The sequence below is a fragment of the Exiguobacterium sp. s168 genome (genome assembly GCF_018619035.1).
Taxonomy (GTDB): domain Bacteria; phylum Bacillota; class Bacilli; order Exiguobacteriales; family Exiguobacteriaceae; genus Exiguobacterium_A; species Exiguobacterium_A acetylicum.
Map to the genome: position 1 here is coordinate 73,619 of NZ_JACSNE010000009.1, position 19,085 is coordinate 92,703.

At 48.8% G+C, this 19,085-nt stretch carries 23 protein-coding genes and 1 riboswitch; of the genes, 12 read left to right on the forward strand and 11 right to left on the reverse strand.

Annotated elements, in window-relative coordinates; genetic code table 11:
- Positions 1-11 precede the first annotated feature (11 nt).
- The 6 genes from KNQ15_RS07755 to KNQ15_RS07780 all read left to right on the forward strand — a co-directional run bounded on the left by KNQ15_RS07755 (position 12) and on the right by KNQ15_RS07780 (position 6,700).
- Positions 12-1,562, forward strand: coding sequence for a GNAT family N-acetyltransferase (locus KNQ15_RS07755; protein ID WP_214728664.1), 1,551 nt, complete (start codon positions 12-14; stop codon positions 1,560-1,562).
- A gap of 291 nt (positions 1,563-1,853) precedes the next feature.
- Entirely contained in the window at positions 1,854-2,525 is a 672-nt protein-coding gene (locus KNQ15_RS07760; RefSeq protein ID WP_214728666.1) for a 50S ribosomal protein L25/general stress protein Ctc, read from the forward strand.
- Positions 2,526-2,620: 95 nt separating this feature from the next.
- A riboswitch (TPP riboswitch) is annotated at positions 2,621-2,720 on the forward strand.
- Positions 2,721-2,820: 100 nt separating this feature from the next.
- Positions 2,821-3,393: an ECF transporter S component gene (locus KNQ15_RS07765; RefSeq protein WP_035407914.1), complete on the forward strand. Its 573-nt coding sequence runs from the start codon at positions 2,821-2,823 to the stop codon at positions 3,391-3,393.
- Entirely contained in the window at positions 3,390-4,919 is a 1,530-nt protein-coding gene (locus tag KNQ15_RS07770) for an ABC transporter ATP-binding protein (RefSeq protein ID WP_251137631.1), read from the forward strand. The genes KNQ15_RS07765 and KNQ15_RS07770 overlap by 4 nt, the downstream gene beginning before the upstream one ends.
- On the forward strand, positions 4,891-5,613 hold the full coding sequence (locus KNQ15_RS07775; RefSeq protein ID WP_214728668.1) for an energy-coupling factor transporter transmembrane component T family protein: 723 nt from the start codon (positions 4,891-4,893) through the stop codon (positions 5,611-5,613). Before KNQ15_RS07770 ends, KNQ15_RS07775 begins: the two co-directional genes overlap by 29 nt.
- Before the next feature lie 55 nt (positions 5,614-5,668).
- Positions 5,669-6,700, forward strand: coding sequence for an NAD(P)/FAD-dependent oxidoreductase (locus tag KNQ15_RS07780; protein ID WP_214728670.1), 1,032 nt, complete (start codon positions 5,669-5,671; stop codon positions 6,698-6,700).
- A gap of 72 nt (positions 6,701-6,772) precedes the next feature.
- Here KNQ15_RS07780 and KNQ15_RS07785 read toward each other — a convergent pair whose 3' ends face one another.
- Entirely contained in the window at positions 6,773-7,591 is an 819-nt protein-coding gene (locus tag KNQ15_RS07785) for an alpha/beta fold hydrolase (RefSeq protein WP_029341736.1), read from the reverse strand.
- Between the two features lie 154 nt (positions 7,592-7,745).
- On the opposite strand from KNQ15_RS07785, the gene KNQ15_RS07790 reads away from it, so the two are divergent.
- The gene (locus KNQ15_RS07790) at positions 7,746-9,014 is read left to right on the forward strand and encodes a hypothetical protein (RefSeq protein ID WP_214728672.1); all 1,269 of its coding nucleotides are present in this window, start codon (positions 7,746-7,748) and stop codon (positions 9,012-9,014) included.
- Positions 9,011-10,276, forward strand: coding sequence for a hypothetical protein (locus KNQ15_RS07795; RefSeq protein WP_047390325.1), 1,266 nt, complete (start codon positions 9,011-9,013; stop codon positions 10,274-10,276). Before KNQ15_RS07790 ends, KNQ15_RS07795 begins: the two co-directional genes overlap by 4 nt.
- Before the next feature lies 1 nt (position 10,277).
- On the opposite strand, the gene KNQ15_RS07800 is transcribed toward KNQ15_RS07795, so the two are convergent.
- The 4 genes from KNQ15_RS07800 to KNQ15_RS07815 form a co-directional block, all read right to left on the reverse strand.
- Entirely contained in the window at positions 10,278-10,514 is a 237-nt protein-coding gene (locus tag KNQ15_RS07800; RefSeq protein ID WP_029341740.1) for a hypothetical protein, read from the reverse strand.
- 117 nt (positions 10,515-10,631) lie between these two features.
- Positions 10,632-10,961 carry an antibiotic biosynthesis monooxygenase gene (locus KNQ15_RS07805; RefSeq protein ID WP_214728674.1) on the reverse strand — a complete coding sequence of 110 codons (330 nt, stop codon included), beginning with the start codon at positions 10,959-10,961 and terminating at the stop codon, positions 10,632-10,634.
- A gap of 32 nt (positions 10,962-10,993) precedes the next feature.
- A complete protein-coding gene (locus KNQ15_RS07810) occupies positions 10,994-11,617 on the reverse strand; it encodes a hypothetical protein (protein ID WP_214728676.1) in 624 nt (207 codons plus the stop codon).
- The gene (locus KNQ15_RS07815) at positions 11,617-12,045 is read right to left on the reverse strand and encodes a GNAT family N-acetyltransferase (RefSeq protein ID WP_214728678.1); all 429 of its coding nucleotides are present in this window, start codon (positions 12,043-12,045) and stop codon (positions 11,617-11,619) included. Before KNQ15_RS07815 ends, KNQ15_RS07810 begins: the two co-directional genes overlap by 1 nt.
- Positions 12,046-12,089: 44 nt before the next feature.
- Here KNQ15_RS07815 and KNQ15_RS07820 point away from each other — a divergent pair, with 44 nt between their 5' ends.
- Positions 12,090-12,875 (forward strand): pentapeptide repeat-containing protein, encoded by a 786-nt coding sequence (locus KNQ15_RS07820; protein WP_214728680.1) that lies wholly within the window; start codon positions 12,090-12,092, stop codon positions 12,873-12,875.
- A gap of 67 nt (positions 12,876-12,942) precedes the next feature.
- Here KNQ15_RS07820 and KNQ15_RS07825 read toward each other — a convergent pair whose 3' ends face one another.
- Both KNQ15_RS07825 and KNQ15_RS07830 read right to left on the reverse strand, forming a co-directional pair.
- A complete protein-coding gene (locus KNQ15_RS07825; RefSeq protein ID WP_214728682.1) occupies positions 12,943-13,644 on the reverse strand; it encodes a nucleotidyltransferase domain-containing protein in 702 nt (233 codons plus the stop codon).
- A 10-nt stretch (positions 13,645-13,654) separates the two neighbouring features.
- Positions 13,655-14,128, reverse strand: coding sequence for a hypothetical protein (locus KNQ15_RS07830; RefSeq protein WP_214728684.1), 474 nt, complete (start codon positions 14,126-14,128; stop codon positions 13,655-13,657).
- Between the two features lie 199 nt (positions 14,129-14,327).
- Between KNQ15_RS07830 and KNQ15_RS07835 the strand changes: the two genes are divergently transcribed.
- Positions 14,328-14,897 (forward strand): recombinase family protein, encoded by a 570-nt coding sequence (locus tag KNQ15_RS07835; protein WP_214728686.1) that lies wholly within the window; start codon positions 14,328-14,330, stop codon positions 14,895-14,897.
- 26 nt (positions 14,898-14,923) lie between these two features.
- On the opposite strand, the gene KNQ15_RS07840 is transcribed toward KNQ15_RS07835, so the two are convergent.
- A complete protein-coding gene (locus tag KNQ15_RS07840) occupies positions 14,924-15,331 on the reverse strand; it encodes a hypothetical protein (RefSeq protein ID WP_214728688.1) in 408 nt (135 codons plus the stop codon).
- A gap of 145 nt (positions 15,332-15,476) precedes the next feature.
- On the opposite strand from KNQ15_RS07840, the gene KNQ15_RS07845 reads away from it, so the two are divergent.
- Positions 15,477-15,860 (forward strand): hypothetical protein, encoded by a 384-nt coding sequence (locus KNQ15_RS07845; RefSeq protein WP_214728690.1) that lies wholly within the window; start codon positions 15,477-15,479, stop codon positions 15,858-15,860.
- Between the two features lie 18 nt (positions 15,861-15,878).
- Here KNQ15_RS07845 and KNQ15_RS07850 read toward each other — a convergent pair whose 3' ends face one another.
- Positions 15,879-16,406: a hypothetical protein gene (locus KNQ15_RS07850; RefSeq protein WP_214728692.1), complete on the reverse strand. Its 528-nt coding sequence runs from the start codon at positions 16,404-16,406 to the stop codon at positions 15,879-15,881.
- 109 nt (positions 16,407-16,515) lie between these two features.
- On the opposite strand from KNQ15_RS07850, the gene KNQ15_RS07855 reads away from it, so the two are divergent.
- The gene (locus KNQ15_RS07855) at positions 16,516-17,115 is read left to right on the forward strand and encodes a TetR/AcrR family transcriptional regulator (RefSeq protein ID WP_214728694.1); all 600 of its coding nucleotides are present in this window, start codon (positions 16,516-16,518) and stop codon (positions 17,113-17,115) included.
- 40 nt (positions 17,116-17,155) lie between these two features.
- Here KNQ15_RS07855 and KNQ15_RS07860 read toward each other — a convergent pair whose 3' ends face one another.
- Together KNQ15_RS07860 and KNQ15_RS07865 are read right to left on the reverse strand one after the other, a co-directional pair.
- Positions 17,156-18,445 (reverse strand): MATE family efflux transporter, encoded by a 1,290-nt coding sequence (locus KNQ15_RS07860; protein WP_214728696.1) that lies wholly within the window; start codon positions 18,443-18,445, stop codon positions 17,156-17,158.
- 331 nt (positions 18,446-18,776) lie between these two features.
- On the reverse strand, positions 18,777-19,085 hold a 309-nt coding region (locus KNQ15_RS07865), incomplete at its 5' end, for an IS30 family transposase (RefSeq protein ID WP_214728698.1).

The following is a 19,085-nucleotide window of genomic DNA, read 5'->3' on the forward strand; positions in this document are numbered from 1 at the left end:
AGGACGTCTCCATGATCGACTTTTCCATTGCAACTGCGGACGACGCGGAAGCAATCCATGAATTGAACTACCTCACCTTTACAGAAGAGATTCCGCAACATCAACCGAACATCGAACGGAAACGAATTGATCGATTCCATGATCAGAACACTTACTTGATCGGTAAGGAAGACGATCGACTCGTCGCGATGATCGCCATTCGAAAGCATCGTCCCTTTTCGCTTGAGGAAAAGGGCGTGACGCTAGAAGAGACACTGACGGACCCAGCGGAAATCCGCTTACTTAGCGTTCGTCCCGAATACCGCAATAGTCGTACGTTCATGCAATTGATGCGCTTTTTAATGGTCTACCTCGAGCGGGAGACGATTGATCATGTCTATATCAGTGGTACGACGCGAGAAGCAAAACTATACGCGCGGTTCGGCTTCACACCGATTGCACCAACGCTTGGCAGTGGCGATGCTCAGTTTGTACCGATGTTGTTGTCGCGCGCAACATATGAACGATCCGTCATCGCAGATGTCTTACGTCCCCTGCATTTTCTAGCCGGTCCGGTCGAGGTTGCGCCGACGGTCCGTCAAGCGGCGCAACAAGCACCGCGTCCACACCGTACGGCCTCGATGCGGCAGCTCGATCAAGATTTACGTGGCCGAATGTGTCAGTTGCTGGATTTGCCACATGTCTCGATGGCCGTCGGCAGCGGTACGCTCGCCAATGATATTGTCGCGCAACAACTCACTGGACATGGATTGATCCTGAACGGCGGCGAGTTCGGTCAACGCTTGATTGATCACGCGGCACGTGCCGGCAAGTCCTTTGATGTCCATACGCTTTCCCCCGGTCACCCGATCGACTTGAAGCAACTCGCTCATCAATTGTGGCAAACGGCATACAACTGGATCTGGTTGACGCATTGTGAGACGTCAACGGGTGTTCTCTATGATCTTGATGCAGTAAAAGTGCTGTTAGATGAACGAACCGCACTCGTCGTCGATGCGATCAGCGCTGTTGGAACCGGACATTTCTCATACGATGGCTGCACTTTCGTCACGACTGTTTCCGGGAAAGCGATTGGTGGTTTACCGGGTCTTGCGTTCATTGGTCACGCAGATCGCGTCCTACCTTCTCTCTGTATTCCCCGTTATCTGGATTTAGGGCTCTACGCAGAAGGGGTTGCCTTTTCCGGCTCGTCGAACCTGTTGCTTGCCTGTCAGGCAGCGCTTGATGCCCTCGATCTTAATCAAGCAGCAATCAAGATGACCTATCTCGAACAAGCCGTCCGCGCAACTGGATTCCAACTGCTCGCACAACAGGAAGCACAAGCGCCGGGAATACTGACGATCGTTCATCCGTCCGCAACTGATTTAGGCGACGCTCTGCGCATTCAGGGGTATCACGTCCAGTACGAAAGCGACTATCTCGTTTACAATCAGTGGCTACAAATTTCGACGATGGGCCAGACGACGATGCGGCAAATTGAACGTCTAGTTCGTGTTTTAGTTCGTGAAAATCAACGAATCACCATAAAGAATGAAAAAAATGAAAGACCTCTCAACCCTTGATTTCAAGCGGTTTGGAGGTCTTTCGACTTCAAAAAGATAAAAAAAGAGGTTTATGGATTTAAAACATAGGGGTATAAACTCATTAGCACCGCATCAAACTGGTGACTTACTCACACATGTTTCTCAATATCAGCGTAATGACCTGGGAGAGAAATGCAAAGTCAGGAAATCGTCAGATTCATGAGAGTCTGAAACCGATTGTCTTAGCATGATTCATATTGTTCAGGATTCGTCCTGCTCCTACATTCATTACCTTTTGAGGGCTATACCAAATTCAAGGGGGAAATGAACATGTCAGTTAATTTAACAGCCGAAAAACGCGAGGTACGTCCACGCTCACTCCGTAAACAATTGCGTCATGAAGGAAAAGCTCTTGGCGTCGTGTATGGTTACAAAGTGGAAAGTACACCAATCGCGTTTGAAGAAAAAGAATTGCTTAAAATCGTCCGAGAAAACGGTGAAAACGTCTTGATTTCACTCAAACTCGATGGTAAAAATATTAACGTCTTGATCAATCGCCGTGATATGGATGTCTTCACCCCAACAGTCGATCACGTTGAATTCATCGCCGTGAAAATGGATGAAGAAACAGAAGTCGAAGCAGACGTTGTACTCGTTGGCGAAGCAGCCGGTGCAAAAGTTGGTGGCTTCCTATCACAAACACTCTTTAAAGTAACAGTCGCCGCTACACCAGATAAATTACCAGAGAACGTCGAAGTCGACGTCACGAACCTCGAAATCGGCGATTCGATTTCTGTAGCCGATCTTCCAGAACAAAAAGATTTCCGCATCGTTACAGAAGGCGATATTCAAGTCGCAGCTGTTGTCGAATCGACACTCGAGCAGGATCTTGAAGAAATCGAGGAAGCAGAGGCACAAGCAGAAGCTGGCGAAGACAACGAAGCGGAAGCAACAGAAGCGTCTTCAGAAGAAACAGCTGAAGAGAACGAAGACAATAAATAAGTCGTTTAACGATACGCCCTTTGCGGCGTATCGTTTTTTTGTGTCTTGACAACAGGCGCTGGATTGCCTAAAGTGAACAGCGTATCACCTATTACCATATCCACTAGGGGAGCCCAATTGGCTGAGACGATTCACTTCGGACCCTTCGAACCTGATCTAGTTCATACTAGCGTAGGAAAGTGGAGCGATCACATCCAATGACTCCTGCTGCGCGCAGTTTTTCTGAGGACCGCTCTCTTTTTTACGGAGGGCGGTCTTTTTTGGCGTCTCCCCCATTCAAAGGAGGACGTATCTAATGCAACACTGGAAAATGAAAGAAATCATGGTCATGATGATGCTCGCCGTCGCTTGCGGCGTCATCTATCTTGGTTGGTCAACACTCTGGTTACCAATCTCAGCGATCTTCGGTCCTGTCGGTGCCAACTGGATGTTTGGCATCTGGATCATTGCGAGTCCGCTCGTCGCAGCAATCATTCAAAAGCCAGGTGCCGCTTTAATTGCGGAAGTCGTCGCGGCAGCCGTCGAACTGTTCACAGGTAGTCATTTTGGTTTATCCGCTCTTCTGATCGGAGTCTGCCAAGGACTTGGTGCGGAACTCGTCTTCGCGATGACGCGTTACCGTCGTTATGACACATGGACCTTGATGTTATCGGGTGTCGGAGCCGCGATTGGTAGCATCGTTTATAGTCTAATCGCGAACGGATTCGGTTACTACACAACGACGACGTTGCTTGCGACAACTGGCTTACAATTGATCAGCGGCGCATTACTCGGTGGCTTGCTTGCAGCCATTCTCGTCCGTCGCCTTGTTGCGACTGGTGTCTTGAACGGGTTTGCGGCAGGACGTGCGAAACGAGAAATCGCATGATTACTGTCGACGACCTCAGCATCCGCTATCCCGGTCAGATGAAATCAGTGCTCAATCATGTATCGCTGACGATTGAGCAAGGGACGACCCTTCTACTCGGACGAAGTGGGAGTGGCAAGACGACATTACTTCATGCCCTTGCCGGACTGACACCGGAAACGATTGAAGTCGAACAGACTGGTACCGTTACCCGGTCCGGTTCGGTCGGAATCTTGTTTCAAAATCCAGAAGAACAGTTCTGCATGGAGACGATCGGACGCGAAATCGCTTTTAGTTTAGAAAATCGCTCGATTCCACGCGAAGAGATGGAGGAACGAATTGAACGCTTACTCGCACTCGTCGGTCTCCCCCTCCCCTTCTCGACACCGATCGCGAGTCTATCCGGTGGAATGAAACAGCGTCTCGCGCTCGCAGCGGTCCTAGCACTTGAGCCGACGATCTTATTACTCGATGAACCAACGGCTCAGATTGACCCGATCGGGCAACACGAGCTGATGGCGTTGATCTTTCGGATTCAGAAAGAACACGATTTAACGATCGTCTTGATCGAGCACCAACTCGATGTCTGTTTGCCGTATGTCGATCAGATCGTCTTACTTGAAGACGGATCGGTGACTGCGACGGCAGATCCGCAGGATTTGTTCCCGCAGGCGTATACAAGGCTTCAATCGAAAGGCATTGCCGTTCCCTCTTTGTATCCGTACATGTTAGAGACGTTACCCATAGATGGACCGCAAGCGGCGCGACTTCATGTGCCTTCCCCCGTCGCTACAGCTGGTCGCTCTTTGTTACACGTCGCTGCATTATCGACGAAAGCACCATATCCGCTGACCGATGCGACATTTTCCCTGCAGACAGGAGAATGGGTGATGCTGCTTGGGGCAAATGGATCCGGGAAAAGTACATTGCTTGCGACACTCGGGCGGTTGCTTCCCAATCGTGGAACGTATCAGTTCCAGGGGCGTCCGGTTCATCGTTACTCCCGGCGTCGCTTTTATGAGCACGTTGGCTATGTCTTTCAACAATCGGATCTGCAGTTTCTTAAGCTGACGGTCGAAGCGGAAATCGACTGGAGCCACCGGGCAGCGACGAACGTTAAGCGCGCGGCGTTGCTCGAACGGCTGGAACTGACATCTGTCAAACAGCAGTCACCACTTGCTCTTAGTACGGGGCAACAACGACGGCTCAGCGTCGCAACGATGCTCGGACAAACGAAAGACTTATTGTTGCTCGATGAACCGACCTTCGGACAAGATGGATTGACGACACGACGCTTAATGGAACAGTTACAGATGGAACAACAGAACGGTACGACACTCGTCATGGCGACGCATGATATGGAGCTCGTCGCCCGGTATGCGGATCGTGTCCTCGTCATGGAGCAAGGACGGATTGCTTTTGACGGTCGCCCAAGCGAGTTATTCGCTGACGTTCCATTACTCGAGCGCTGTCAGCTACAACGTCCACTCTCGTACCAATTCCAGGAGGTGAAACGTGATGCAAACGAACGTGTCCCCGTTCGCTAAACTCAATCCCGTCATTAAGGGAAGCGGATTGTTTTTGATCATGTTTGCCTTGATTGCAACGAATGACTGGGTCAAAACGTTAGTATTCCTGAGTTTTGCTATCGCACTGCTACTCCTCTCCGGATGGGGTCCTTTTGATTTCTTGAAGCGACTTGCGCCGTATAGTCTATTATTCTTATTGACGTTCTGGATGATGGCGGCTTTCGGCAAAGGAATGAATATTCTTTGGTCGTTTGGTTGGTTTCATGTCACGTCGGAAAGCGTCGCGCACGGCTGGTTACTTGCCTTGCGGATGGCCACGTTCGTCTGCTTGAGCCTCGCTTTCGTCACGACGACCGACGCGACCCGTTTCGTAATGAGCTTGATCCATCAGGCGAAGTTATCGCCCCGCTTTGCTTACGGATTCCTTGCCGGGATTCGCTTTCTGCCGCAACTGGTCGAAGAAGTCCGCGTTTTGCGGCAAGTCCGGATGATTCGCAATGTGCACAATCGCTTTCCTGGTGATGGATTTCTTTCAATTGGCTTGCCGCTCTTCTCACGATCGATCCAGCGGGCAGAACGGATGGCGATTGCTCTCGAAGCCCGTCACTTTTCAGCAGAGCGAACGTATTACGAGGTACCGGTCGTTCAGCGTCAGGATATTATTTATCTCGTGGTCATCCTCCTATTCATCAGTCTTGTCTTTTGGCTATGATTACCGTCACCCGTATCCGGGTACACTCTAGCAAGACAGATTGAAGGAGAACGACATGAAACGTATCCTCTTGATTGGTGCAGGTCACGCTCACCTGCATTGCATTACACACGGACCAACAGAAGACGTCGAGTGGCTGATTTTAAATGCCTCGACGTACCAATATTACTCAGGCATGTACTCCGGACTTGCTGACGGAACGTACGATATCGATGAGATCCGTATCGACGTCGCCGCACTGTGTCGCGCCAATGATAAACAGTTCATCGAAGAGACCGTCATCAAAATCGACCCCGATGAAAAGGTCGTCTTCGGTGCATCCGGCAGACGCTACACCTATGACGTCGTCTCGACGAATATTGGCTCGTTCGATTGGGCGGAAGATACGACACGATTATCGATTAAACCAAACTACCGGTTACCGGATACATTAAAGCGTCTGCAACAAGCAAAGCGTTCGGTCGTGATCGGAAGCGGCGCAGCGGCCGTCGAGATGGCGGCGTCCTTAAAAGCAGCGGGTGTACCGATCACCCTGATCACGGATCCAGAGTTACTTTCAGGGCACCCAGCAGCGGAAGCGATTGCGAGACGCTTACAAGAACTCGATGTTCATTGGATTCGAGAACGGCCACTGAACGAGGCGTCTCCTCTCCGCTTTTCACATCATCCACCAATCGAGTCAGATGCGATCATCCGCTTAACGGGTGCGAAAGCTCCGGTATTGTTTGCAGACAGTAAGCTCTTCACGGAAGACGGGTTCCTACTCGTCAATGAGCAGTTGCAAGCGCTCGATCATCCAAGTCTGTTTGCTGCGGGTGACGCGGCGACCCTCGTCGCTTATCCCGATATTCCAAAGAACGGCGTCACAGCTGTCCGGCAAGCACCGATCTTACTGGCAAACCTCTTGCGGTATGTCAAAGAAGAAACGTTGCGATCCTATCGTCCGCAAACGAACTATTTGACGATTTTATCGATGGGACCACGTCATGCGGTTTCCCTGTATGGTAATCATTATTCGACACTGCCGTTCGGTTGGTACCTGAAGCGTTGGATTGATCAACGGTTCATGCGGAAGTATCGCCCTTAAAAGCGTGCGCCGGCGCACGCTTTTTTCTGTACACAAAAACAAGCCATGGACGGGTGTCCATGGCTTGTTAGATTAGACGGTTTGATTTCCTTTGACGTATGACAGTAATGTCTCGTTGAACTTCTCTTGTTCATCAAGCAACATGCCGTGTCCACTCTCTTCGAAGACTTCAAGGCGTGCATGTGGAATTTCCTTTTGCATTTCTTCCGCGAACTCGAACGGACAAACTTGGTCTTTTTTACCGTGGATGATCAACGTATCGACTTTGATGTTCTCGAGTTTTCCACGTAAGTCTTCGTCACGTAAGGCGATTGCTGACTGAATCGTACCGTGGGACGAAGCGGCGATACTAAGTCCATGGAACCATTGTTGGAGTGGTTCTGGATGTTCCTTCGCAAAGAAGATTTCCCCGAATCCTTTGAGCATCGACGGACGATCCTGTTTCGTGTCGGCAATCAACGCATCGACTTCTTCTTTTGTCATTCCGTATGGATAACCGTCTCGCTGTGTAAAGACAGGTGCTGCAGCTCCTGCGAGAACGAGCTTACTGACTTTTGAATCCCCGTATTGTAAGAGATAGGACAAGGCGATTCCTCCTCCCATCGAGAAACCAAGCAACGTGACGTTCGATAATTTCAGCTGTTCGATGACTTCATTGATATCGGACGCCATCGTCTTGTAATCATATCCCGTTGCCGGTGCATCTGATTTACCATAACCGCGATAATCGATTCCGACGTAACGGTATCCTTCTTCGACGAGCAGATTTTTTTGATACTCGAACATGTTATTGTTTGCCGGCCAGCCGTGTAGAAAGACGACTGGTTGACCCGATCCGACGTCCTCGACGTAAATCTTCGTGCCATCAACCGCTTGAATGAATGTACCCATCATAAAACCCCCATAGTAATAGATTGACCGTGCATGCATCTATTATTCCCGAGTCAAGGGATGTCAAACATCTTGATGTTAAAGCATTATAGAAAATTCTGTCTATTCTAGAAATTATGGTAAAATATAGTCATTAAGATGAAGGAGGTTTTTCATGAGACGCTATATACATACCGGTATTCTCGCAGGCGCAGTCCTACTTGCTGGATGTGGAAAAGAACAATACTTAGACCTTACATATGATGCCAATTACTGGGGCGGTATTTCGACTACTTTTAATGGGCAAGAGATACCGGATCTCCCTAAAAAACAAACGGCTGCTTTATTGAAAATTTGTCAGCAAAAACCGGACTTGACGCGCTTACCTGATCGATATGTGCAACACGAAGGGTTTGACTTATACTTCCTGCCTCCGAATGTCCAAGGGCGCGAATTCCAACACGTTCGTTTCTTGTCAGATAAAAAAAAGGACTATCTGGCGTGTCAGCCGATTCGCCACGCGGATTATGCGGTCCATCAGATCAAGCGAAGTGATTATCCATTCGTCGATTGGTCAAAACAACCGCTTAAAGCCAAATCGACAGTCGTTCGCTTTAAACCTGTCCCAAAAGAAATCACGGATCAACAAAAACAGGAAAACGAAGATCAGAAAGAAATAAAAGAGCTCGGACGGTACCTCTTCCCGTCCTATCAACTATCTTTGCCACCAGAAGGACAACTCGTCGTCTACATGAAAGAGAAAGGCAAAGATAAAGAACAAACACTCTTTGAGACGACCGAGTCACTATCCGGTTCCGAATTGAATTTAGCTTTTCGCGTTAGTCCGACTGGTGGTTTCCAACAATCGTCGATTGAGCTGATGTTCAGTGGTGACCGTGTCGGATTCCCTTCGACGATTCAAGAATATATGAATGGACAAATCTATCAGATTGAGCGGAAGCAACTGCTGGATACGATTGTGACAGGTCAGACCGTCCAGTTCGCGACCGTTCGGAAACAAGAGGACGGAAAAGTCGTCCAAGAAACATCGATTTATTTGCGTTTTAATAAAACTTATAAAAAACCTGTGAATTACGATTATGGATTCCTTCAAGCATCCTCAAGCAATTATGTCGGTTTCATCCATCAATCACCGAAACAGCTCATCGATAGCGATTATAAGTTCGTCTCAGCAATTCCTGACAAGCTAGCGAAAAAAATCGCTCAGGAATTAAAAGAGACCGAAGTGATGGAGCCACAAGGGACAAAACTAAAGCAGAAAAAATTGACGTTGATGCGCGAAGGGAAAAGCCAAATGTTCGAGCTATTCGAACGCAAACGCGCCAAAAAACTTGAAATCTATGTTGTCAAACCAGGATCAAAAAACGGTGCGAAGCTGTCGGGTACGACAAGTGAAGCACTCAGTGAGGTGCTCAATCAATGAACAAACGTTTCTGGATCGGACTCACACTCGGAGCAACGCTAGCATTAAGCGGTTGTCAAAGCGATGCGCCGAATTTCAAATGGGATTACTTATCGCAAATGTATGACGGAGGGCAATTCAACGAAAAAGAATCTCGCACCTTGTCAGCTAAAGAACGAACTGTCATCCAAAAAACGTGCGCGTCGAAAGTGAGCGATGCACCTACTGATTACGCTGTCGGCGATATCTATTCCGTCATGATGACGAATCCGTTCGAAGATTATGAAGGTCAAACCGTTCGTTACGTGAAAGCTGGAAAGAAGAGATATTTATATTGTCAGACATCGTTTAAAGGCGGGTACTATCCATTACCAAAGAAAGACGATGTCTTCAAGAAGACTGCTCTGACTCAACAACGGAAGAACTTTAATGTGAAGCCTACTGTATTAAAAAAAGACGACTGGTTTAATCCTGATGAGAAGATCGCAGATCATTCTGCTCGAACATTAGAACTTCCAGGATCAGGTTACCTCGTCATCGAGGCGACGGATGTCACAAAAAAAGATACACGTACGACGTCTTTCGTATATACGAATTCTTTGACACCGTTCACCCGTGATGTCGATCTCTATCTCGTCTACAATCAACAATTCGGTTCGACATACGACGTTTCGGTTCGAATACCACAGTTGTATGGTGGACGGCGTGCGGAACACCCGATCCATTCAATGAAACATCCAGGAAAGGTCCGGTTCATTCCGGGTGACGGAACACCCGAGCATTATGGAACGGTCATCGCAACGGAGAAAAACGGACGCGAATTCCGCTACGAATTATCGATTCGACACACGACGGAACAACCAACTGAACTCCAAGAACCGAATCAAACAACAGATGATCTTGTTGTGGATAATGAAGAAATGACGTTGATCCATCAAAGACAGTTCTCGCATGTCCGTTTTGAAGAAGATGATCAAGGAAATCGTATTTCGGAGAAAGGTCTCGATTGGGACCATATGATCATGATGACCAGTGATGAATCCGGGAAATTAAAAAAAGCAATCAAGACAAGTGAACAAGCTGACGTACGAGGAAAACGGGCGAAGTGGAAATATTTGACGTTCCGAGATGGAGTGAAAGGACAACAATACGAAGTTTATCTCGATAAGCGTGTCAAAAAGACCGATGTTTATTTAAAAGATCCGAAGCGTGACGTGTCGATTCACCTATCAGCGACAGGTCGTGACATCCTCCTTCCTTTGTTCGAGCAATACGAAAAATGACTCACGCCATGAAGACGAGATGTTGCAACAAATAAATCAAGGAACACCAGAAGATGAAAGCAATCCCCTCTCTTAACCACTCTTTACGCGTCAACGGTTCCCGTAAGAAGGACACGCAAGCGAATAGTAAGACGAAGAAGTAGAGATAAATGAAGCCACCGCTCGTCAAGAAACCAAAGAGCAGGATCATACCACCGAGGACGGACAGGCTAGAGACGACAGGTTTACGATAGACCATGCGGTGTCACCTCGCTTCATCTAGTTTGTTAGATTATACCCAGATTACGGAAAAATAATCTATTGTAATGTACTAGACAACACCCCTTGAGAGGCGTCCTCCCAAGGGGTGTTGTGTTCATTCCGTTGCAGCACTGTGATCAGCGACGATTGCGTATTCCGTGACGGTATTCGACTTCACGAGCGGTTTGACTTCGGACGTTCCATTATCCCGCTTATGGTGCACGCCTTTATACGCTTGACTCTCTTGCCACGCATGGAATGCTGCTTGATTCGACCACGTCGTCATGATCGTGACGATGTCTTCTTCTTCCTGACTGATATCAACAAGGACTTGCATCCGGTGGAATCCTTCCATCCGTTCAATTCCTTTCGTCGTCTTAAAACGTGCTGCGACTTGATCTGCCGCACCCTTGACGACGTGTAACTGGTTCATGACGATCCACATGTTCTTTTCCCCCTTTTTTCGTCTTCAGTATACTAGAAGTCACGGGTGGTAGAAAACACGGATGCGTTATCGCTAGGTAACGTCAAGCGTTGGATCGTCTCTTTTCCGTCTACGCTCGTCGCGATCATCTCGAAGTAGAGCGAATGCGGGAACGCATCCGGTAGCGGTTGGACGGTATGGAAACGTTCCTGATCTGCTACCGGCAATGAGCGTTGCATCGGACGAAGGGGCGCTTCGCCTTCAGCCGTCGTCTTATACGGCTCGAACCGGATCGATTTCATTTGTTTCGAACCATTCATGCCGTAGGCGACAAGGTATCGCCCTTCGTCCGTCGTCAACAAGCGACCTTCGAACCAATCCGTCTCCCTCGTCTGTTTTGAGCGAATGATTCGGTCGATTCGTTGTGCCTCATCGGTTTGATGCAGGAGCAAAAACAAGCGGTCGTGTTTCGCTTCAAGATACGCGACGGCATAATGGTCAGACAGCCGTTCGACGAAGTAGACGTCGCGCGCTTCGATTGGCGTGTTCGTCATCTGTGTATATAACCGGACGACTTGCTTCGCCGTAAAAGAAGCGGTCTCTTGACGTGGCTGCATCCCCGTCAGCGTTCCGAGCACGAGACCGAACAATAAGATGAGGAAAAGACGCCGTTTCATCAGTCGACCTGTTTGACAAGCAGATGATAGCTCATCCCTGGTGGATAGTCATCGATTCGTCCGACTTCGACGAATCCCTGTCGCTCATAAAACGGAAGCGCTTGAAACGAGAACGTCTCGACACGGATTCGCTGAACACCCGCTGCTCTTGCCCATTCCTCCAGTTGACGGAATAATTGAGTACCGAGCCCACTTCCCCGTTCCTCTTCGGCAACGAAGAACCATTCAATATGTAACCAGCCCCAGTACATTTCCCCTGAGATGCCGCCGATCGGTTGATCACTACGCGTCGCAAGTAATGTGACGGCTTGTGTTCCCTCGGAGCGTTTCGTCGCATGAAGCGGTGAACGTTCGACATTATATTGACGCACTTGTTGTTGAAGCCAGTCCTGTCCGTCCTCATTTTCTTTGAGTTGAAATTGCAGCATGTCCAAACTCCTTTCTTGTTATAGTAGTAATGGAGGTGAATACGATGGAACCTACATTCCAGATTGATTGTACGAAGTGTTTTGGTTTATGTTGTACAGCACTCGCTTTTTCGAAATCCAGTGATTTTGGTCATGACAAACCGGAAGCGACACCGTGTCGTAATCTTGATGCGGACTACAGCTGTCGGATCCATGACCGGTTACGTGACAGCGGCTACAAAGGCTGTACCGTCTATGATTGTTTCGGTGCTGGACAGCATCTGTCACAACAGACGTTTCAAGGCGATGATGCGCCTAAGCGACGCCAAGCGATCTATGCTGCTTTCCCGAAGATGGTCCATTTATTTGAGATGATGTGGTACATAACCGACGGGAAACGCGATGTCACGCGTGACATCCACGATCAACTCGATGAGACACTTGCCGCCCTAACCCGGTACGCGGCATTACCAGCCGATCAATTTGAACGACTTGACTTGATACCTGTTCGTCAAACCGTCCGACCACTCCTTGAGATGGTCGCCTCACGTGTTCAAGCTCAGTATAGCGGAAGACGCGACCAGACACCACGCGACTGGGTCGGAAAACAGCTACAAGGACGAGATTTTTCAGGTGCCAGTGTTCAGAATCAATGGTTGCTCGCGACGAACTTGTCGCACAGTGACCTGCGCGGAGTCAACTTTCTCGGGGCGGATTTGCGAGACTGTAACGTCAAAGACGCCGATCTGACGGATGCACTCTTTTTGACACAGGCACAAATCAATGCGGCAATCGGCAATGCAGCGACGCAGTTACCGCGTCGCTTACTCCGTCCGTCCCATTGGCGTTAAACAGAAGCGAACGATAAGGAGGCACGTTTTCGGTCGATTGATCCGAAAGCGTACCTCCTTTTGCTTGTTATCGTTTCCCGAGCGTAAAGCCGTCAAAATAACGCCCGCCGAATGGTGCAAGATAATCATCGACTAATGCGACGACTTCTCGTCGATCATCCGATTGATAATACAACTCGAATGCCCTTGTGTGTCGACTAGCATAGTCTTCGTCAAACTCCGCAAGAGCACGTATCGCCCACTTTCCTTGTCCAATGAAGCGACGATTGGCGCGAAGGACGAACTCGATGCTCTGTTCATATAAACGTGACGCAATCGCTAAACCTTCCGCGCGGTTCGTCACACTCTCGAAGTCGTCGAGCATATCACTTAAAAAATAACGTGCGCGCTCTTGTTCCGAAGTCGTCCACGCAACAGGTCCGTCCGCCAATTGTTGAACGGCTTCCTGACGGATAGTTGCAAGTCGCGGATGATCCTCGATCGTCCAGCTGTCAGCAATCATGCGTTGCAAGGACGGGCGACCACGTTCCCGGTCACTCTCGAAAAACGACTGAATCGTCTCAAAGGAATGGACGAATGCTTCAACCGGGACACCGTCATGGATGAACGATTCCCGGTATGCCTGACCTCGACTTGCTTCAAAGATGATCAAATCGACATCTGATTGTGCCGTCGCTTGCCTTCGCGTATGACTGCCGGCAAGTAAAACAGCACAGTGATCCGGGTAACGTGACACAACGAGCGGCATGATCCAATCACACCACTCCATGCGTGTCCACTTAGTCTTCAACTTGTTCGCCAATCCCGGAGAAGACGGCTAGTTCGTCACCCGGTACGGCAACGATCGTCGCGTCGGCTTGGTGTGGCGCGAGACCGATATCGATCGCCCACGATTCGTAATATGTATCCGACCCGTTCAGGACGAGCGTTTGTCCGTTACTGAAGGTCAAGAATAGGTGTGGTGCCGTCTTGCCGATCCGGACACCCGTGATCCGTTCCGCGTGAAGCGAGACGATCAAGTGTAACATCTCTTCCTTCGTCGCATGGCGGACGACCCAGTCCTGTGTCGTCTCGACATCGCCATAAAACAGACGATCCGTCTCGATCCGAAGTCGTAGTTCAGGCGCAGTCGTATCGAACAAATTGATGAATTCGAGCGTGACGTAGCCTGCGACATGGACCGTCGCTAACTGTGTGCCGATGAAATAGGTCGTCAAGAGCTGACGGGCGAGTTGATGATCTTCTTTGTTCATGATGAGCACCTCATTTAAAAAGAATGAATGGTATCGGGATGAGTCCGAGAAACTTACTTCCACTCAATTTACCACAAATTAGTCGATACGAACATGAGAAGAAAGGCATGTTTTCGGTTTTCTGCGGCACGGAGGTGAGAATACGGTATACTGATGAAGAACTGACGTCGATCGTGATCGACAGAGAGGAGCTCCATTCATGCAATATTTCTACATGAGACCCTATCCGGATGATCCAGACTGTTCTACGCAACAAGCGGAAGCCGACAAGATTGATGTGACGACACGTGTCATCGAGACGCATGATTCGGCCAAACGACGGACGGAATTAGAACAGATGCTCGAGACACTTCAGACGGGAGACGAAGTCATCGTCACGCATCTCTACATCTTAGCAGACTCGACGCGGCACTTGATCGAGATGCTCGAGCACATGGAGACACGCGGTGCGACGCTGTGGTCACTCCGCGAACAGATTCGGACGAGCGAGCGTGCCTCCTTGTCGTTTCTTGAAACGGCACGCCACCTGGTCCAGCTGCAAAGTGACGTCATCAGCATGTCGACACGTGCCGGACTCTCAAAAGCAAAAGAGCAAGGAAAACAGACCGGTCGACCGCGCAAACCCGATGAAAATGTCCGCCGCGCGATTGCGATGTATCAAAGTAAAAACTATTCACTCGCTGATATCCGCGAACAGACCGGTATTAGTAAAAGTACATTGTATCGATATCTCGAAAGCGAGACGATCGATGCAACGGATAAAGGCTGACTCCATTGTGGAATCAGCCTTTTTTGTCAGCTATTTTGCTTTAATGTGTTGCCGAGCCATTTTTGGAGGGCTTTACCGCCTTCATAGAACGAACAATCCCGTAATTCATACGTATGACCACCTTGTTCAATCAAGTCGAGGAACGTATTCCCGACATCCCGGTTTTCCCATTTCCGCTGATCCGTCAAATACTTGAAACCGAAGTTACATTCGACGTTGAAGATGATGTGGAAGGGTTCCTTTAATGATTGGACGGCACGAATCATCTCGATCAAAATCATCCGTTTCGGTGACGACGCTTCGAACGTATCGAACAGTGTCGTCCGGCGTCCGTGAAACTCGATGACGCGGATCGCGCGACCGGTATCAGCTTTAAAATCATAACTCGTCCGAATCGAGACGATGATCTCGCGTTGGTCTGGTTGTACTGGCATAGTGTATCGCTTCCTTTCTCTCGGTCGATTATAGCATGGAGCTGCTTGAATTTAATAGATGTCAACGACTCGGTCTTAAGAAGGATTGTCGTAACCCAAAATTTGTCTTATACTAAAATTACCAAATACATAAAGGAGCGTTTTCGTGAAACATCTATTTTCGATACTCCTCTCGGCGAGTCTTTTGTTCACGGGTTGCTACTGCACTCTCGATGAACGGACGGACGAGCCGCACTTCAAATCACGTGCCCGCTCCATCTCCTCGTATCATACTTTCGACATCGAATACGCGAAAGGACTACGGAAGGAGCAAGTTTCGAACCGAACAGTCACCGTGACGGATTCGAACGGTGAACGGATGCTAACGGAGATTGAAGTCCTTGACGGCAAAGAAATCCGAATCAAACCACCGCGCTCTGGATACAAAAAAGGACGCCGCTACATCATCCACATTCGGGATTCGATCGACGCCCGGAAACAAGTCCATACGAATACGATTCGGGAACGAACCTTCACTGTCGACCGCTGACAGACAAGGTTCGTTTTTTTATTTGGATCGAGCCGGAAAGACGGTGTAACTCATCGAGATGATCCCATCGATCACGAGGACGAGCCCCCACAGTTGTAACGTCCGTAAGAGACTCTCCGTCTGCTCAGCATCTCCCAGCCAGAGAATCATCGCACCGAGTAACGTACCACCAATCAAAAAGGCAAGGATGTGTCGATAGAAACCGTTGCGTTCCCGTCGCGCACGCGATATCCGTTCTTTTGCTACGTGCTCTTTTAGGACAAAACGGCGGTAGACTCCATCCGCCCAGGCAATCATTTGTTTCCCAAATGCAAGTGAGACGCCGATATAGATCGCAGCAAGTCCGTGTGCAAGCGTAGCTGTGCTACCGCGACTTAAGTCAAACACCGTTAAGACCAGTAAGACGATATCAATCACCGGTGACATCGCCATCACTCGAAAACCAAGCTTCTCTCGTCTGAATCCATAACGCACGATCAGTCCGGCGACGATGAATACCCAAAATAAAATCTCACAACCGACGATTGCCCACGCGACGAGTTGCATATCAATCCTCTCCTTTTTTAATACGACTGTATCATAAAGATAACACCTCTTTCATAGTTTGACTAGTCTTTTTAATACATTCGTGCTAAAAAGATGATATACTCAATGTATGCCAAAACAAGTCAATCACGAAGAACGCAAACGCCTCATCGCGGAAGCGACGTGGCGCACGATTTCTCAAGTCGGTATTGAACAAGCCAGTGTCCGGACGATTGCCAAGGAAGCGGGTCTCTCGCTGGGTGCCTTGCGGTATTACTTCACGACCCAGGACGAGTTGCTCCGCTTCTCGATGGACCTCGTCAAAGAGCGGGTCCAGGGACGCATCACTACCATTTTCGAGAAAGGAGGAACTCCGGAAGAAACGTTATGTGACGTCTTACTTGAGGTCTTGCCTTATGCACCCGAGCATCAGCTCGAGATGCAGGTCTGGTTTCAATTCATGATGTCCGCGTATACGTCGCATGCGACAGAAAATCCGGATGATATCTACCATATGGTCCTGGTACTGTTGACACAGATCCCAGACGGTACACTCCGAGCGGGTTTAGACATTGCGCTTGAGAGTGAACGCCTCGCAGCACTCGTTGACGGGTTAGCCTTTCATGCCTTGTTTCGACCAGAACGATTACCAAAAGAACGCCTGCGTCATGTGCTCGTCCATCACTTGAACGCCCTCTTCGTCCGTCCTTTAGCGATCGACGACAAATAACCCGCTGTTCCCTTTACGCATGAGGGAAACAGCGGGTTTTTCATCGTTTTGCTTCTACGAGAATCAACGAGACGGAACGAATCAAGAAGAACGTCAAAAAAGCTGCCCAGACACCCTGATTTTCAAAAGTCGGTGTCAACAGGAGGACGACCGCAAAACCAATTCCTGCTTGAATCATCGAATTCCGGACGGGTGTTGCTTCAACCCGCCCGGCAAAGATGCCTTCATAAATCATCGCCCAACCGGCGAGAAGCGGTAGGATAATGATCCAGAAGTAATAATCGCGCGCTGCGTTTAAGATCGCCTCTTCTGAAGTGAACAATTGAAGGAGCGGTGTCTCAAGGAAGAGGAGCACTAGTGACCAGAAGACGACCGAGTAGAATCCGAACGTCCGTGCCAAACGGACACTCGTCCGGTATCCTGCCTGATCTTGATTCCCTCTCGCCCGACCGACGAGAACGGTTGACGCATGACCGAGTCCACCGAACCAGTACGAAATCAAATACTGGATTTGTAGTAGAATCGCGTTGGCCGCGAGGACATCCGGTCCGAATTGTCCACCAGCACGTGTGAACCAGCCGGTGACGAGTAGAAGGAAAATCGTGCGAATGAACAAGTCACGATTGACTTGAAAGAATTGACGGTACGCCTGCCATGTCGTCAAGGCACGCCATTCATCACGCGTCATCGCCAAATGACCACGGATTAGGTACAGAGCACAGACGACGATGCTGATCTCCGCGATGACGGTCGCAACCGCAATTCCAGCAACACCGGCATCCAATCCGTAGACGAATCCGATATCGAGAACGACATTGACTCCTGTACTGAACAATTGGACGAACAAGGCGTGCTTGACCTGACCGGTACCAATCAACCAGCCGAGTAACGCATACCCCATCAAGACGAATGGTGCGCCGATCATCCGGTATGAGATATACGTTTTGACCGCATCAAGCAAGTCAACGGGTGGTGCAAGTAAGTACAGTCCGATTTGCTCGAGCGGCTGTCGGAACAACAGGATAAGCAGACCGATACAAGCTGCTAGAAACAACGGTCGGTAGAGGGACGTCCGTAAGGCGTGCACGTCATTCGCGCCGCTTGCCTGAGCACTGAATCCTGTCGTACTGACTTTTAAAAAGCCGAACAACCAGTAGATTGTATTGAAGAATACGGCACCAACAGCAATGCCACCGATCGCGCGCGGATCACCCGATTGACCGATGACGACGGTATCGGTCACACCAAGCAACGGTGTCGCAATACTTGAGAGAATGAGCGGATAGGCAAGTAACCAAAACGTTTTGTGGTTCGGTTGAGTACTCACCATACTAGTTGGACCTTCATATGTAAGACAAATGATGTAGTAGTTGGTTCAAAAATCATTGGTTCACATCCCTTCAAAGTAATTTTCGAACATACAAGGTATGTAAGCCCTAAGGATATCAAACTCTTTTTCTAAAGACTATGGTTTTAGTAGCATGAACCAATTGTATAGATTAAACTTTATGTCGGATTTAAAATTACAAGAGTAAATTTGGTAAGTGAAATAAATAGTGTGATATTTTCTTTATTTGCGATCTTTTCGTATTCTTTTTCTACCTCTATAACAGCATTGCATTGCTAATTGTTTGCCATATTTTTTTGTAAATGACGGTTTGTCAAATTAAGCGCAACACTTCTTCGGAAAAGACCTCGTATGCAGTTTTCCAATCCAAACACTTTCTTGGTCGATTGTTGATTCTAGAAAGTGCGTAATCTAATTCTGTCTTGTTGATCATTCCGAAGTTGGTTCCCTTTGGGAAGAACTCACGGAGAAGACCATTTGCATTCTCATTGCTGCCACGTTGCCATGAAGAATAGGGATCCGCAAAGTACATTGGGATACCAAGAGAGTCCTGTATCCGTTCGTGACAGCTGAACTCCTTACCGCGATCCGTCGTCATGGTTTGAAACGTTCCCGATGGGAA

Excerpts from the sequence above, each read along its gene's own strand:
- KNQ15_RS07795 (WP_047390325.1), top strand. The coding sequence starts at position 9,011 with ATGAACAAACGTTTCTGGATCGGACTCACACTCGGAGCAACGCTAGCA.
- KNQ15_RS07800 (WP_029341740.1), bottom strand. The coding sequence starts at position 10,514 with ATGGTCTATCGTAAACCTGTCGTCTCTAGCCTGTCCGTCCTCGGTGGT.
- KNQ15_RS07825 (WP_214728682.1), bottom strand. The coding sequence starts at position 13,644 with ATGGAGTGGTGTGATTGGATCATGCCGCTCGTTGTGTCACGTTACCCG.
- KNQ15_RS07820 (WP_214728680.1), top strand. The coding sequence starts at position 12,090 with ATGGAACCTACATTCCAGATTGATTGTACGAAGTGTTTTGGTTTATGT.
- KNQ15_RS07785 (WP_029341736.1), bottom strand. The coding sequence starts at position 7,591 with ATGGGTACATTCATTCAAGCGGTTGATGGCACGAAGATTTACGTCGAG.
- KNQ15_RS07790 (WP_214728672.1), top strand. The coding sequence starts at position 7,746 with ATGAGACGCTATATACATACCGGTATTCTCGCAGGCGCAGTCCTACTT.
- KNQ15_RS07780 (WP_214728670.1), top strand. The coding sequence starts at position 5,669 with ATGAAACGTATCCTCTTGATTGGTGCAGGTCACGCTCACCTGCATTGC.
- KNQ15_RS07835 (WP_214728686.1), top strand. The coding sequence starts at position 14,328 with ATGCAATATTTCTACATGAGACCCTATCCGGATGATCCAGACTGTTCT.
- KNQ15_RS07755 (WP_214728664.1), top strand. The coding sequence starts at position 12 with ATGATCGACTTTTCCATTGCAACTGCGGACGACGCGGAAGCAATCCAT.
- KNQ15_RS07775 (WP_214728668.1), top strand. The coding sequence starts at position 4,891 with ATGCAAACGAACGTGTCCCCGTTCGCTAAACTCAATCCCGTCATTAAG.
- KNQ15_RS07855 (WP_214728694.1), top strand. The coding sequence starts at position 16,516 with ATGCCAAAACAAGTCAATCACGAAGAACGCAAACGCCTCATCGCGGAA.
- KNQ15_RS07805 (WP_214728674.1), bottom strand. The coding sequence starts at position 10,961 with ATGTGGATCGTCATGAACCAGTTACACGTCGTCAAGGGTGCGGCAGAT.
- KNQ15_RS07850 (WP_214728692.1), bottom strand. The coding sequence starts at position 16,406 with ATGCAACTCGTCGCGTGGGCAATCGTCGGTTGTGAGATTTTATTTTGG.
- KNQ15_RS07840 (WP_214728688.1), bottom strand. The coding sequence starts at position 15,331 with ATGCCAGTACAACCAGACCAACGCGAGATCATCGTCTCGATTCGGACG.
- KNQ15_RS07830 (WP_214728684.1), bottom strand. The coding sequence starts at position 14,128 with ATGAACAAAGAAGATCATCAACTCGCCCGTCAGCTCTTGACGACCTAT.
- KNQ15_RS07765 (WP_035407914.1), top strand. The coding sequence starts at position 2,821 with ATGCAACACTGGAAAATGAAAGAAATCATGGTCATGATGATGCTCGCC.
- KNQ15_RS07810 (WP_214728676.1), bottom strand. The coding sequence starts at position 11,617 with ATGAAACGGCGTCTTTTCCTCATCTTATTGTTCGGTCTCGTGCTCGGA.
- KNQ15_RS07860 (WP_214728696.1), bottom strand. The coding sequence starts at position 18,445 with ATGGTGAGTACTCAACCGAACCACAAAACGTTTTGGTTACTTGCCTAT.
- KNQ15_RS07770 (WP_251137631.1), top strand. The coding sequence starts at position 3,390 with ATGATTACTGTCGACGACCTCAGCATCCGCTATCCCGGTCAGATGAAA.
- KNQ15_RS07815 (WP_214728678.1), bottom strand. The coding sequence starts at position 12,045 with ATGCTGCAATTTCAACTCAAAGAAAATGAGGACGGACAGGACTGGCTT.
- KNQ15_RS07760 (WP_214728666.1), top strand. The coding sequence starts at position 1,854 with ATGTCAGTTAATTTAACAGCCGAAAAACGCGAGGTACGTCCACGCTCA.